The sequence below is a fragment of the Pseudomonas orientalis genome, from assembly GCF_022807995.1.
GTDB lineage: Bacteria > Pseudomonadota > Gammaproteobacteria > Pseudomonadales > Pseudomonadaceae > Aquipseudomonas > Aquipseudomonas orientalis_B.
In genome coordinates, this window is record NZ_CP094351.1 from 2149491 (window position 1) to 2162706 (window position 13216).

The following is a 13216-nucleotide window of genomic DNA, read 5'->3' on the forward strand; positions in this document are numbered from 1 at the left end:
CTACGTGCAAACGCCAAATGGATGTGGCGTGAACCGGTAGATTTTTTACCTCGTGTTTCCAAGGAGTTTCAATGCCTGCAACGCATCGCCTTGATTTACCTGCCATTGAACGCGCATTGCGTGAAGTGCAGCACCGCTTCGCCGAGCTTAGCCGGCACTTCACCGAGCCGCGCGATCCCTTGACCGACGAAGTGCTCGACAATGTGCTTGAAGGCTATGCATTGATTGACGACTATGTCGCACGCGGCGTGGACCTGTTTGATCTTCATCAGTTGAACCTGATGCTGGAAATCAACGCCACCGTGCTGTGCGGTCGAGACCCGGCGCGGCGGCTGGAATACGCGCAGCACCTGGCTGCCACCGAAGAGCATTTCTTCAACAACGTCGAAGGCGGTATCAAGGATTTGTACAACTGGTATTGCGCGTATCGCAGCGAATCGGTCTGGAAACGGGCGGCCGGCGTCTACGTGCGCATCCTCAGCAAGCCGCAGTTGTTCATCGAAGGCAACAACCGCAGCGGGTCGCTTATCGTCAGTTATCTGCTCATGCGTGCAGGTTTGCCGCCGTTCGTGCTGACGCTTGAAAATGCCGAGGGCTATTTCAACCCGTCTTCGGTGATACGCAACTCTGCCAAACATGGCGTCAAGGCCTTGTATGAACTGCCCAAGATCAAGAAAAAGTATGCAGCCTTCCTCGAACACCAGGCGCCTTTGCCAGGCAAATTTTTCCTGGGCGGCACACCGCGGCCCCTGCGACAGGGAGGTCATTGATGCGCGGATTCAAGCGTCAGCGCCTGCGTATTTCCTTTGATATCGATGACACGCTCGCCTGCCAGCTCCACCACTGCGCGGTCGAAACCAGCTGGCTGCCGGCCTGTGTGCACCGTTGGCTGGGTGAGCCACTGCGCATCGGCACACGTTCGCTGATCCGCGATCTGCGCCGCCAGGGCTGCAGTGTCTGGGTCTATACCTCGTCCGGCCGCACACCGTCCTACATCCGCCGCTGGCTGTTGCTCTATGGCATCCGCGTGGACGGGGTCGTCAACAGTGTGCTGCACAACCGCGCCCTGACCGGGCATGGGCTGTCGAATGCGCCTTCCAAGTATCCGCCGGCATTCGACATCGACTTGCACGTCGATGATTCCGAGGGCGTGCAGAGTGAAGGCGCCGATCATGGATTCCGCGTTGTCGTGGTCGATCCGCAGGACGTCCGCTGGACGCAGAAAGTGCTGGATGCCGTAGTCGTTGTCCGCGCGCAGCTCGGTTGGCCGCGGCTGGCCAGCCACAAGGCGCCGCGCAACGCCGGACTATCGCTTGAGCCGAACAGGCCTGTCGCCAGCTCGCTTCTGGCGGGCCAATAGCGGCCTGGTTGATGTATCCAGGACAATTCTTTGCGTGAGTTATACGGGTAGCCGGTGCGTACTTGGATAAAAAAAGCCACTCGATCGAGTGGCTTTTTTTCCTGTGAATTTCGATCGTTCCCACGCTCCGAGTGGGAATGCATCCCGTGACGCTCCGCGTCACCCTTGCAGGCGCCGGATGTTGCGCTGAAGGCAGGACGCGGAGCGTCCAGGGCGGCATTCCCATGCAGAGCGTGGGAACGATCAAGCCAAGGTGTCTGTTTTGCTTGCGCCGTTTACTTGAGCGTGACGTCAATCATGGGCGGGATGTAACCGTAGTCATACTCGGCGACCACGAACGTCTGCTGGCCTTTGATCTTGATGCCCACGGTCGGTGCCTCGGTGCCGCCGATGCGCATCTGTGTTCCGCCTTCACCGGTGGGTACGCTGTCGATGAAGGAGGTCACCAGGCCGTTGGGCATCACGCAGTGCGAGTAGGTCTGGAAGGGCTGGGAAGACGGATTTCCCAGGACCAGGCCGGAACCGTTCAAGGGCACGTAAGGGCCGAACAGCGAATCTGCGACAAAACCGTACACCCCGTCCGGCCCGGTTACACCGTCGCCGTAGGTGAAGGTGTGGCTGATGGTGAACAGGTAATACTTGCCATCCTGGAACACGAAGTGCGGACGTTCGGTCTGGTCGTTGACGCCGACTGCGGTCAGCAGCGGCGGCAGCATTTCCCAGTCGTCTCCGTCTTCGTCACGGGCCACGGCGATACCGACGCACGCGGTCTGGAAACGCGAGTTGCCGACGTCTTCATAACCTGGCGGCACATCGCCGATTTCTGCCTTGCCCACCGTGTGCGAGCCGCGCACGCCGGCCACGTTGCCTTCAAACAGCATGTACAGCTTGCCGTCGTTCGGGTCGCGGAACGGCCATGGGTCGCGGAAACCCCAGAAGGCGTTCTGCGCTTCGGTCTGGTACATCTTGCCATCGGCCTCGAACAGCGGCTTGACCTTCTCGAAGCCCACCAGGCTGACGCCATGTTCGGTGGTCACCACGCGGCCACGCACCTTGACGATGGTCGCGCCGGGTGTGACCGCGGTGTAGTAGAGGTCCACCTCGCCTTGCTCGTTCAACAGGATCGGCGTGCCAGCCCATTCGCGCACGGTTGGCGAAACGCCTTCAGCCATGACCCGGCCGCCGAGTTTCCAGTCCTTGCCGGTGCGGGAGTACCAGTAATACATCTTTGCCCGACCATGACGATCGTTCCAGTCACGCGTGATGTCGTAGTTACCGTTCTGATCGAGGTATTGCGGGTCGGTGGGGTGACGGTCTGCGGTCAGGGTGAAGATCACCGACCAGCCATCGACGGAGGTGATATTTCCATCAATGTCACGCAGCGGCATGGTGTCCCAGATGAACACCTTGTCGCTCAGCACCGGGAAGTCGGCACTGACCAACGGCTGAGTGGTGGTGGGGTCGTCCGCATGGACTTTCAGCGCATCGGCGCGGGTCCACAGGCTGGGTACGTGGGGTGCTTTGCCAAATTTTTCAGTATTGCTTTTCATGGGGAAACCTCGTCCTTGAATGTCAAATAAGCACTGTATTCATATACAGTGATTTGACTTTAGAAGACTTGGCTCTCGGGGTCAAGGATAAAATGCATTTATGCATAATTGCGGGTTTTTATCCGCGCTGATACGTTTCAGCCTGCAACGTTTCTCGATGTTGGCATCAGGGCACACCCGATGTCGCCTTCCCACCAGCCTGTGCAGTTCATCGGCTTTGCAGAATTTTCTTGTGAACGCCCCACGACGGGCATGCTTCCAACGTTCAATAGCGGAGCAGCCTTGGCTGTATCGACCCGGGGTGGCCCACCGTCTCTCGACAACCGTTGAGCCGGTCAGACTGGTTAACTTTTGCAGGAGGCTACGATGAAAAAAAGCGAGAAAGAGATGGAAATTCAGGCCTGGCACTTATTGCTCGAGGACGACACCTACCGCCTGGACTGGCCCGACGACTTCTATCGCACGCTGATTAACCGTGCCGATGAACTGGTGCTGCGCGAAGTTATCAGTCTGGAGGAATGGCAGCGGCTCAAGGATGCGGCGGACAGGGTTCATGCGCAAACACTGCATCACCTTGCGGCGCAGCAACGCGACCGTGTGGATACTGTTTCCATCGACCTGTGCATCGATACCGAGGAGGCGACGGCACCGTTGAAATAACCCGTGCGGTGCTGGCAAGAATAACGCTGTCTGTTTTGACAGGAGGTTCAACGTAGGTGCGGGCAGGGGGCTTAAATCGGATCGCGGTGTGTTTTCGTGTTAATCAAGCGACTGGTTTGAAGGGGCAGCGAGGCTGCCCCTTCCGCTCTCACTCAAGAGCCCGACTTCCGGCCACCGCCATGGCTGTGCTGACCGCCTTTGCGGCCTGCCTCGGAAGCTTTTTCGCGGTCATTGGCGAAGTTTCCGCCTGACGCCTGGCCACCTTTTTTCCCGGCTTCGGATGCTTTTTCACGATCGTTGGCAAAGTTGCCTGGGTTTTTGTTACCTGTAGTCATGACAATTCTCCAGTCGCTAAGTTAGCGCTTCGTTAGTTGCCCGTTATGGCACCGGACATGTATTCCGATAACGAAGTCGGAGGGAATGTTTTATTGGATTTTCTATCTGGCGACGAACGGTAAGTTGCCTTGGAAAGTTGTACAAGCATGCCCTGGGGGACGCCGCTTCGTCTAAGTTTTTGCTGGTATGATATTGAGTTGATAGCAACTCGCGTGCGCTGTATGAGTTATGCAAAGCAACTACGTTAATGCCATTCGTCTTTTCCGTTGCACTTGAAGTTCGATAGCTGCTCCAACCAGGTTCCTATGCTTCTCAACGGGAGATCCTGCCATGAAACATGACCCATCCCACCCACAGAACCGGCCCCTTGAATCGCTTGATAAGCCCAACGAAGACGGCTGCGTGATCGGTACCGCCGGCCGTGATGAAGACCCCAACGCGACCACTGACTGGGATCACCCCGAGCGCCAGGCGGTGCCTGCCGACGCCACCGCGACGCCGCCCAACGGCACGCCCGGGATCGACGTCGTTGCGCAGGCGGAGGATGCTGACGCCGACTGAGCGGCCAACTTTAATTGCCGTTTCGCTTGTTGTGCAACGGTTTACCGCTGGTCGTGATGCGCGGTTTTTTTTGAAATTTTTCCAACGCTGGTCGCTTCACATAAAAGGTAGGCGCGCATTCCAAAGTTGCCGCCACTTTCAGAAAAGCCTGAGGAGATTTGTTCATGTTTCTACATAACAAGCGACTTCAATACACCGTACGTGTTGCCGAACCCAATCCGGGCCTGGCGAATCTTTTGCTTGAACAATTTGGCGGCGCTCAAGGCGAGTTGGCGGCCGCATCCCGTTATTTCACCCAGGCCCTGGCTGAAGACGACCCAGGTCGAAAAGACCTGTTGATGGACATCGCCACCGAGGAGCTCAGCCATCTGGAGATTGTCGGTTCCATCATCGTGATGCTCAACAAGGGCGCCAAGGGGCGGATGGCCGAAGGCGTGGAGGAGGAGGGCGAGTTGTATCGGTCCCTCAATGGCGCCGGCAATGACTCGCATATCACCAGCCTGTTGTACGGTGCGGGCGCGCCTCTGGTGAACTCTGCAGGTGTTCCATGGACAGCGGCTTACATCGACACCATTGGTGAGCCCACGGCGGATATGCGTTCCAATATCGCCGCCGAAGCACGCGCCAAAATCGTCTATGAGCGCCTGATGAACGTCACCGATGATCCAGGCGTGAGGGACGCCTTGGGTTTTCTGATGACCCGTGAAATCGCGCACCAGATTTCCTTTGAAAAGGCTCTGCATTCGATTCAACCGAACTTCCCCCAAGGCAAGCTGCCGGGCAAGCCGGAGTTCGCTCAGGTGTACTACAACATGTCCCAGGGCGAAGGAAACATGCGCGGTCCCTGGAACCAGGGCGACGAATGGGAATTTGTCGAGAGCCCGCAACCTGCGGTCGACGGCGGCGATGGCACGGCCAGTGTGCAACTGGATGCTGACGATGAAGCACTGTTGAGCGCAATGAAAATCCGCACGCTCTCCGACCCTACCAGCGACCCCGTCACCGGTGCCGATCTGGGCTCGGGCATGCAGCCCAAGCCTGATCTCTGATTCGCGGCAACCGCACGCTTACGGGCGTGCGGCTTTTTCCACTGGCTTGAACAGGAGTAACGACATGGCGACCCCACAGGAAAACCTGCTCGACTGGCTGCGAGATGCCCATGCGATGGAGCAGCAAGCCGAGAAAATGCTCAAGGCGCAATCCGAGCGGCTGGAGCATTATCCCAAGCTGAAGGCGCGGATCGACGAGCATATTCAGGAAACCCTTGGCCAGCAGGCCCTTATTGACGAGTGCCTGTCGCGCCTGGGCGGCAGCTCCTCGACCCTCAAAGACATCGGCGGCAAGTTGATGGCCTTCGGGCAAGCGGTTGGCGGCTCACTGATGAGTGACGAAGTGATCAAGGGCGCGATGGCCGGCTACGTCTTCGAAAATATGGAGGTGGCCAGCTACACGGTGCTCATAGCGGCCGCGCAGGCGGCGGGAGACGCCGAGACACAAGCGGCGTGCGAGAAGATCCTGCCCCAGGAAATTGCCATGGCGCAATGGCTGCTCGAGCATTTGCCAGAGCTCACACAAGCGTTCCTGGAGCGCTCTGCCGCACCTGACACAGAAGCCAAGCGCTGACGCTGCGCGCGGCGCCGCACCGGCGCCGCGCTTGATTTGGCGCAAGGTCGCACTCCGCCGCGTTTTCATGGTCCATGGAATGCGCGCCACTTATCTGGAGGTGAACCTTGGCAACCAAGAATAAGCCGGTGGTCGACAACGTCGAGATGGCGGGGCTTTCTTCCGACCGCAAAGATCTGTTTTTCGCTGCCATGCAAACCAGCCGTAGCGCGATGATCGTGACGGATCCCGTTCAGCCGGACAATCCAATTATCTTCGCCAACCCGGCGTTCCTGAGCCTGACCGGGTTTGAGCACGACGAGGTGATAGGACGCAATTGCAGGTTCCTGCAAGGGCCGCAGACTGACAAGAGCGCTCTACGCCAGGTGCAGCGTGCGGTTGAGCAGCGCCACGAGGTCTGTGTCGAGGTCCTCAATTACCGCAAGGACGGCTCGACCTTCTGGAACGAACTGTTCATCTCTCCGTTGTTCAACGAACGCGGTCAATTGGTGTACTTGTTTGCCTCTCAATTGGATGTGAGCCGACGTCACGACGCAGAGTCGCGCGTGCGCCGGGCCCAAGACCTGGAGGCATTGGGCCAACTCACGGGTGGCATCGCCCATGACTTCAACAACCTGTTGCAAGTGATGGTCGGCTATCTGGAGCTGATTCAGCAGAGCGCCAAGCGCCCCGGTTGCGACCCGCAACGCATCTTCAACAGTGCCAGTCGGGCCCGGGCGGCCGCTGAGAAAGCGCAAACCCTGACTCAGCAATTGCTGGCATTTTCACGTAAGCAGCGGCTCGAAAGCAGAGTGATCAGCGTCAACACGTTGTTGAGTCGCCCTGAACTCATGGACATGCTGCAAGACGTCAATCTGCAGAAAGAACTTGCCGACGACCTGTGGAACTGCTGCATCGACCCTGCCCAGGCGGAGTTGGCGGTGCGGCACCTGCTGTCGAATGCACAGGACGCGTTGCACGGGCGTAGCGACCCGATGGTGACGGTTAAAACCAGCAACGTTCGAGTGCCGGGCGACGCCGATGCCGAACGTGATGGTCTGGTCGAGGGCGGTTATGTGTGTATCTCGATCTCTGACAATGGCAACGGCATTGCCGAGGGTATTCAGGAAAAAGTCATGCAGCCGTTTTTCACCACCAAAGAGGAAGGCCAGGGCTCGGGTCTGGGCCTGTCGATGGTGTATGGCTTCGTCAAGCAATCGGGCGGTACGGCGCGCATCCATTCATACCCAGGCATCGGTACCACGGTGCGCCTGTACTTCCCGGCCGATGACAGCCAGCTTTGGGTCGAGCGAACCCCCGCCGCGAGCTCATTGCAAGGCCAGGAAAGAATTCTGATTGTTGAGGACCGGCCTGAATTGGCCGAATTGGCGCAAGTGATACTGGCTGACTACGGCTATCAGACAGGCATCGCGTATCACGCCAGCGAGGCGTTAGGCATGCTGGAGAGTTCGGCATACGATCTGGTGTTCAGCGACTTGATCATGCCGGGCGAGATGGATGGGGCGGCGCTCGCTCGAGAAGTATCGCGCTTGTATCCGCGTACCAGGGTCTTGCTCACGACCGGCTACGCGAAAGATGCATTGGAGCGTACGGACATATCGGTGGATGAGTTCGAGCTGATTCAAAAACCATACCAGTCCGCCGACCTGGCCCGAAAAATCCGCGCGGTGCTCGATGCCTGATCTGCAAAAATGTGGGAGCGGCGGTGCGACGATTCGACTTGCCCTCGATGGCGGCCTAAGGACCGACCAGGATTTTGTGTCGATCCTGGCTCAAATGTGGGAGGGGGCTTGCCCCCGATGGCGGCCTCTGGGCCGACCAGGATGTTGGATTGGGCCGAGTACATATCCGTTTCTGCGGTAACGGCTACTTAGGGTTCCGCTTTTACAGCGGCTCACTTTTGAAAAGCGCAAAAGTAAGCAAAACGCTCTTGCCCCACCACTCGGCACCTCGCTTGGGCTCGGTGTGCCCTCTCTCCGGCTTGAATCCGTGGGCCGCCGCAATGGGCCATCCCTGGCCCAGTGCGGCTAACCCGGCGTCCTGCCGGGTTACCCACGGATTCAAGCCTGCGTTCGGCCAGCGTGGTTTAACGGGGCGCCTAAGATCAAAAGCGGATCAAGATCAAGATCAAGATCAAGAGCGGCTCGCTTCGCATCGTGATTACGGTTGAGCGCTACAGAGTGACAGGCATTAGGGCAAGCCCCCTCCCACAGGTCATCAGGCCTGGCCCATTACTGCCAGCGACAGGTTGAGTGCCAGTACCAGCAGAATCGAGAAACCAAATACCTTGCGCGCCCAGCCGGGCGGGTCGGTCAGGCGGGAGGCACTGGCCGCGAGCGTCATCCAGTAACCGCAGAGTCCGAGCATCAGCGCAAAATACACGGCATGCATCTGCGCAACCACGCCCAGCACCAGGCTGCTGGCGAGGAATGCCAGGATGTACGCCTGTATCTGCCGGTACGCCTCGGGCAGGCTCAGAAGCGGCAGGCGCGCCGCGCGAAAATCCTCACGACGCATCACACTGATGGCGTGGGAATGAGGCATTTGCCAACAGCAGAACACCACGACCAGCAACATCGCCGTGGCGTCGAACCTGCCCGTGACCGCGCAGTAGCCGATCACCGGCGGCATCGCTCCGGAAAGGCTGCCGATCAGGGTTGCCCAATGGGAGCGGCGCTTGAGCCAGTAGGTATACACACCTGCATAGATCACCAGACCCGCCATGGCCAGGAAGCAGGCCAGCGTATTGCTGCCTGCCCACAGCAACCCGAAACCGGCCACGCCCAGGGCGATGGCATAGGTTGCGGCGGCGGGCACTGTGACGGTTCGCAGTGCCAGCGCGCGGTGACAGGTGCGCACCATGCGCCGATCAATATCGCGGTCGACGCAGTTATTGATGACACAGCCGCACCCGATCACCAGGGCGGTGCCCAGCAGCGTCGCCAGCAAGTGCGCAGGCTCTGCCAGATGGCCGCGACCCGCGAGGAAGTAGCCCCCCAGCACCGACGCGAGGTTGCCGAAAATAATCCCCGGCTTGGTCAGTTGGATCCCGGCATTGAACAGCCCCAGCCAGTGTCTCAGTGCGCCAGCATGTTGTGATGAATACTGTCCATGATCCATAGCGAGAGTCCTACCAGCAGAAGGATGATGACCGCCGAGAAAATCAGCGCAATCAGGTTCCAGCGTTGTTCCTCGGCGGTGTCCAGATGCAGGAAGAACTTGAGATGGACCACGATTTGTATCGCCCCCAGTGCCACCACCAGCCAGGCGGTGGTGACACGCGGCAGTGACGGAAACATCACCAGGCCGAACGGAATCAGGGTCAGCAGCACCGACACCAGGAACCCGACCAGGTAGGAGCGGCTGCTGCCATGGCTGGTACCGGCGCTGCTGTGAATCGAACTTTGCTTGTACATGTCACACCACCCCCAACAGATAGACCACGGTAAAGACGCAGATCCACACCACGTCCAGGAAGTGCCAGAACAGGCTCAGGCAACTGAGCCGGGTGGCGTTGGTGTTGGTCAGGCCTTTCTGCCGAACCTGCACCATCAGCACCGCCATCCAGATCAACCCCGTCAGTACGTGCGCGCCATGGGTGCCCACCAGGGTGAAAAAAGCGGTGAGGAACGCGCTGCGGTCCGGCCCGTAACCTTCTGTGATCAAATGGTGGAACTCATTGATTTCCATGGCGATAAAGCCCGCGCCGAGCACGAACGTAAGCCCCAGCCAGCGCAGGACCTGGCTTTGCTGGCCACGGTTCATCGCCAGCATTGCGTAGCCGTAGGTGATGCTGCTCAACAGCAGCAGCATGGTTTCACCCAGCACATAGGGCAGTTCAAAAATGTCCACGCTCGAAGGACCGCCCGCCACGCTGTCGCGCAACACCGCATAGCCGGCGAACAAGGTCGCGAACAGGATGCAGTCGGTCATCAGGTAGATCCAGAACCCGAACAGGCTCAGGGAACCGGCGTCTTCATGCCCTTGCTCGTGGTTGTGGGCAATGTCTTTGTCGATAACGATATTGGACATGGATCAAGCCTCTTCCAGGTCTTTGAGACGTGCCGTTTCAATGCGCGCGACTTCCTGCGCGGGCACGAAGTAATCGGTGTCTTCGTCGTAGCTGCGCACCACGAACGCCACCACCGAGGCCACCAGCCCGAACGCCGCCAGCCACCAGATATGCCAGACCAGGGCAAAGCTGCAGATCAGCGCGAACAGACTGATCACCAGCCCCGAAGCGGTATTGCGTGGCATGTGGATGCTGCGGTAGTCGGTGTGGCTCAGGGTGCTCACGCCGCGCTCCTTCATGCCCCAGTAGGCGTCCAGGTCGTTGACCTTGGGTTGCTCGGCGAAGTTGTACAGTGGCGGTGGCGAGGAGGTGGCCCACTCCAGGGTGCGCCCGTCCCACGGATCGCCCGTGAGGTCGCGATACTGATGACGGTTGCGGATGCTGACGAACAGTTGCAGGGCCTGGGCCGCAACGCCGCAGAGGATGACGCCTACGCCGACCAGCTCCACCAACAGCCAGGGCCGCCATTCCGGATTGTCGAAATGGTTGAGGCGCCGGGTCATGCCCATGAAGCCCAGCACGTAGGACGGCATGAACGCGAGGTAGAAGCCGACCAGCCAGCACCAGAAGGCAATGCGCCCCAGCTTGTCGTTCAAGCGGAAACCAAAGGCCTTGGGGAACCAGTAGGTGAGACCGGCCATATAGCCGAACACTGCGCCGCCGATGATCACGTTGTGAAAGTGCGCGATCAGAAACAGGCTGTTGTGCAGCAGGAAGTCAGCGCCCGGCACGGCCAGCAGTACGCCGGTCATGCCGCCGATGCTGAAGGTCACGATAAAGCCCAGGGTCCACAGCATCGGGGTTTCGAAGCGCACCCGGCCACGGTACATGGTGAACAGCCAGGTAAAGATCTTCACCCCGGTCGGCACCGCGATAATCATCGTCATGATGCCGAAGAATGCATTGACGTTGCCCCCTGCGCCCATGGTGAAGAAATGGTGCAGCCACACGATGAATGACAACACGGTGATCGCAATCGTCGCCCACACCAGCGACACGTAGCCGAACAGCCGCTTGCTGCTGAACGTGGCGGCGATTTCGGAAAACACTCCGAACGCCGGCAGGATCAGGATGTACACCTCCGGATGCCCCCAGGCCCAGATGAGGTTGACGTACATCATCGGGTTGCCGCCGGCTTCGTTGGTGAAAAAATGCATGCCCAGGTAACGGTCCAGGCTCAGCATCAGCAGGGTGGCGGTGAGGATGGGAAACGATGCGAGGATCAGCACCGAGGTGCACAGCGCGTTCCAGGTGAATACCGGCATCTTGAACAGGGTCATGCCTTCGGTGCGCATCTTCAGAATCGTGACGAAGAAATTCACCCCCGTCAGCAGCGTGCCGATGCCGGATATCTGCAATGACCAGATGTAGTAGTCCACGCCGACCCCGGGGCTATATGCCAACCCGGATAACGGCGGATAGGCGACCCATCCGGTGCGCGCAAACTCACCGATCCCCAGCGAGACGTTGACCAGCGCGGCACCGACCACGAACAGCCAGAAGCTCAGCGCGTTGAGAAACGGGTAGGCCACGTCGCGTGCGCCGATCTGCAATGGCACCACGACGTTCATCAAGCCGACCACGAAGGGCATGGCCACGAAAAAAATCATGATCACGCCGTGGGCGGTGAAGATCTGGTCGTAGTGTTCGGGCGGCAGGTAGCCCGGCCCGCCGCTGGCGGCCATGGCTTGCTGGGTGCGCATCATGATGGCATCGGAAAACCCGCGCAGCAGCATCACCAGCGCGACGATGATGTACATGCAGCCGATTTTCTTGTGGTCCACCGAGGTGAACCACTCGCGCCACAGGTAGCCCCATTTGCGCTTCCAGGTGATCGTGCCCACCATCGCTACGCCGATCAGGCCGATGAAGGCCAGTGTGTACATCACAATGGGTTCAGTGGTTGGAATCGCGTCCCATGACAGTTTTCCGAACATCGTTATTGCTCCTCGGCCAGCAGACTGGGGTGTGAATCGGCGCGTTGTTCAGCGCTGCTCGATGGCGCGCGCCTGGTTTTATTGGCCTTGTTCATGCCTTCGTATTTATCGACGATGTCCAGGAACAGCCGCTCCTGCACCGCCGAGTAATAGGTCACCGGGTGCTTGATGGTGGGTTTGGCCAATTGCGCGTAGCTCGTGTGGTCAAGGGGCTTGGAGGCGCCTTTGACCTTGGTCACCCAGGTTTGAAAGTCGGCGGGGCTCAATGACAGCGCGGCGAAATGCATGTCGGAAAAACCGGGGCCGTTGTAGTTGGCGGCAATTCCCCGGAACTCGCCGGTCTCGTTGGCGATCAGGTGCAGCTTGGTCTGCATGCCGGCCATGGCGTAGATCTGTCCGCCCAGTGCCGGGATGAAAAATGACGTCATGGCCGCATCGGAGGTGATGGTGAAACTCACCGGCGTGTGCACCGGCAGGGCCAGTTCGTTGACGCTGGCAATACCCAGGTCGGGGTAGATGAACAGCCACTTCCAGTCGGTGGCCACCACCTGCACGTTGATCGGCGGCGTGTCCGAGTCGAGCGGGCGATAGGGGTCAAGGGCGTGGGTGGTTTCCCACGTCACCCAGCCCAGGGCGATGATGATCAGCAGCGGAACGCCCCACACCACCGCTTCGATTTTGTGGGAGCTGGCCCAGCGCGGCGAATAACGCGCGTTCTTGTTGGTCGCACGATAGCGGTAGGCAAATACGAACATCAGCACGATCACCGGCACTACAATCAACAACATCAGCCCGGTGGCGAGGATAATCAGGTCGCGTTCATCGGTTGCCACCTGCCCCTTGGGATTGAACACCACCAGGTTGCAGCCGGTTAACAAGAAGAGGCTGGCCAGAGATGCCAGGCAGTAAGCAATCGTTCGTTTCATGCCTTGCTCCTGTATTGAAAACTTCCGTTGTTACAGCGCCGAAACCGCTGCGCTTGTACGCGCAAGTTAATTAAGCGAAACGCTGGCATTGCGCTTGTTAATGTTCGGCACACTTAATTGTTTAACGCCCGGCCATACGTCCGCGTCAGTCGATAAAACGCATCGACTGCCCGGTTTCTTTGGCTTTGCGG

At 59.1% G+C, this 13216-nt stretch carries 14 protein-coding genes; 7 read left to right on the forward strand and 7 right to left on the reverse strand.

Annotated elements, in window-relative coordinates:
• The first annotated feature begins 71 nt into the window (after positions 1 to 71).
• Together MRY17_RS09625 and MRY17_RS09630 are read left to right on the forward strand one after the other, a co-directional pair.
• Positions 72 to 770 (forward strand): hypothetical protein, encoded by a 699-nt coding sequence (locus tag MRY17_RS09625; protein WP_243353637.1) that lies wholly within the window; start codon positions 72 to 74, stop codon positions 768 to 770.
• Entirely contained in the window at positions 770 to 1360 is a 591-nt protein-coding gene (locus MRY17_RS09630; RefSeq protein ID WP_243353638.1) for a hypothetical protein, read from the forward strand. Before MRY17_RS09625 ends, MRY17_RS09630 begins: the two co-directional genes overlap by 1 nt.
• 275 nt (positions 1361 to 1635) lie before the next feature.
• On the opposite strand, the gene MRY17_RS09635 is transcribed toward MRY17_RS09630, so the two are convergent.
• Positions 1636 to 2910 carry a glycoside hydrolase family 68 protein gene (locus MRY17_RS09635; RefSeq protein ID WP_181283575.1) on the reverse strand — a complete coding sequence of 425 codons (1275 nt, stop codon included), beginning with the start codon at positions 2908 to 2910 and terminating at the stop codon, positions 1636 to 1638.
• 366 nt (positions 2911 to 3276) lie between these two features.
• Between MRY17_RS09635 and MRY17_RS09640 the strand changes: the two genes are divergently transcribed.
• Positions 3277 to 3570 (forward strand): hypothetical protein, encoded by a 294-nt coding sequence (locus MRY17_RS09640; protein WP_181283574.1) that lies wholly within the window; start codon positions 3277 to 3279, stop codon positions 3568 to 3570.
• Positions 3571 to 3722: 152 nt separating this feature from the next.
• Here the strand turns inward: MRY17_RS09640 and MRY17_RS09645 are convergent, their stop codons facing one another.
• A complete protein-coding gene (locus MRY17_RS09645; protein WP_003190457.1) occupies positions 3723 to 3905 on the reverse strand; it encodes a general stress protein in 183 nt (60 codons plus the stop codon).
• 331 nt (positions 3906 to 4236) lie between these two features.
• Here MRY17_RS09645 and MRY17_RS09650 point away from each other — a divergent pair, with 331 nt between their 5' ends.
• The 4 genes from MRY17_RS09650 to MRY17_RS09665 all read left to right on the forward strand — a co-directional run bounded on the left by MRY17_RS09650 (position 4237) and on the right by MRY17_RS09665 (position 7772).
• Complete coding sequence (locus MRY17_RS09650; RefSeq protein ID WP_243353639.1) at positions 4237 to 4467, forward strand: hypothetical protein; 231 nt, start codon at positions 4237 to 4239, stop codon at positions 4465 to 4467.
• 164 nt (positions 4468 to 4631) lie between these two features.
• The gene (locus MRY17_RS09655; RefSeq protein ID WP_191953452.1) at positions 4632 to 5516 is read left to right on the forward strand and encodes a manganese catalase family protein; all 885 of its coding nucleotides are present in this window, start codon (positions 4632 to 4634) and stop codon (positions 5514 to 5516) included.
• A gap of 64 nt (positions 5517 to 5580) precedes the next feature.
• A complete protein-coding gene (locus tag MRY17_RS09660) occupies positions 5581 to 6090 on the forward strand; it encodes a ferritin-like domain-containing protein (protein ID WP_124426433.1) in 510 nt (169 codons plus the stop codon).
• A gap of 107 nt (positions 6091 to 6197) precedes the next feature.
• A complete protein-coding gene (locus MRY17_RS09665) occupies positions 6198 to 7772 on the forward strand; it encodes a histidine kinase famiy protein (protein ID WP_279308383.1) in 1575 nt (524 codons plus the stop codon).
• Positions 7773 to 8307: 535 nt separating this feature from the next.
• Here MRY17_RS09665 and cyoE read toward each other — a convergent pair.
• From cyoE to cyoA, 5 genes are read right to left on the reverse strand one after another with little or no spacing between them, the layout of a single operon-like run.
• Positions 8308 to 9210, reverse strand: a complete 903-nt coding sequence (gene cyoE, locus MRY17_RS09670) for a heme o synthase (protein ID WP_243353640.1) — start codon at positions 9208 to 9210, stop codon at positions 8308 to 8310.
• Positions 9168 to 9506: a cytochrome o ubiquinol oxidase subunit IV gene (gene cyoD / locus MRY17_RS09675; RefSeq protein ID WP_104502475.1), complete on the reverse strand. Its 339-nt coding sequence runs from the start codon at positions 9504 to 9506 to the stop codon at positions 9168 to 9170. The genes cyoE and cyoD overlap by 43 nt, the downstream gene beginning before the upstream one ends.
• A 1-nt stretch (position 9507) precedes the next feature.
• Positions 9508 to 10122 (reverse strand): cytochrome o ubiquinol oxidase subunit III, encoded by a 615-nt coding sequence (locus MRY17_RS09680; protein WP_181283638.1) that lies wholly within the window; start codon positions 10120 to 10122, stop codon positions 9508 to 9510.
• Positions 10123 to 10125: 3 nt separating this feature from the next.
• Positions 10126 to 12099, reverse strand: a complete 1974-nt coding sequence (gene cyoB / locus MRY17_RS09685; protein WP_181283637.1) for a cytochrome o ubiquinol oxidase subunit I — start codon at positions 12097 to 12099, stop codon at positions 10126 to 10128.
• A 2-nt stretch (positions 12100 to 12101) separates the two neighbouring features.
• Complete coding sequence (gene cyoA, locus MRY17_RS09690) at positions 12102 to 13025, reverse strand: ubiquinol oxidase subunit II (protein WP_243353641.1); 924 nt, start codon at positions 13023 to 13025, stop codon at positions 12102 to 12104.
• Positions 13026 to 13216: the final 191 nt, after the last annotated feature.

Bases quoted from the DNA above. Each gene is read 5' to 3' on its own strand.
- MRY17_RS09625 (WP_243353637.1), top strand. From the start codon at position 72: ATGCCTGCAACGCATCGCCTTGATTTACCTGCCATTGAACGCGCATTG.
- MRY17_RS09630 (WP_243353638.1), top strand. From the start codon at position 770: ATGCGCGGATTCAAGCGTCAGCGCCTGCGTATTTCCTTTGATATCGAT.
- MRY17_RS09635 (WP_181283575.1), bottom strand. From the start codon at position 2,910: ATGAAAAGCAATACTGAAAAATTTGGCAAAGCACCCCACGTACCCAGC.
- MRY17_RS09640 (WP_181283574.1), top strand. From the start codon at position 3,277: ATGAAAAAAAGCGAGAAAGAGATGGAAATTCAGGCCTGGCACTTATTG.
- MRY17_RS09645 (WP_003190457.1), bottom strand. From the start codon at position 3,905: ATGACTACAGGTAACAAAAACCCAGGCAACTTTGCCAACGATCGTGAA.
- MRY17_RS09650 (WP_243353639.1), top strand. From the start codon at position 4,237: ATGAAACATGACCCATCCCACCCACAGAACCGGCCCCTTGAATCGCTT.
- MRY17_RS09655 (WP_191953452.1), top strand. From the start codon at position 4,632: ATGTTTCTACATAACAAGCGACTTCAATACACCGTACGTGTTGCCGAA.
- MRY17_RS09660 (WP_124426433.1), top strand. From the start codon at position 5,581: ATGGCGACCCCACAGGAAAACCTGCTCGACTGGCTGCGAGATGCCCAT.
- cyoE (WP_243353640.1), bottom strand. From the start codon at position 9,210: ATGGATCATGGACAGTATTCATCACAACATGCTGGCGCACTGAGACAC.
- cyoD (WP_104502475.1), bottom strand. From the start codon at position 9,506: ATGTACAAGCAAAGTTCGATTCACAGCAGCGCCGGTACCAGCCATGGC.
- MRY17_RS09680 (WP_181283638.1), bottom strand. From the start codon at position 10,122: ATGTCCAATATCGTTATCGACAAAGACATTGCCCACAACCACGAGCAA.
- cyoB (WP_181283637.1), bottom strand. From the start codon at position 12,099: ATGTTCGGAAAACTGTCATGGGACGCGATTCCAACCACTGAACCCATT.
- cyoA (WP_243353641.1), bottom strand. From the start codon at position 13,025: ATGAAACGAACGATTGCTTACTGCCTGGCATCTCTGGCCAGCCTCTTC.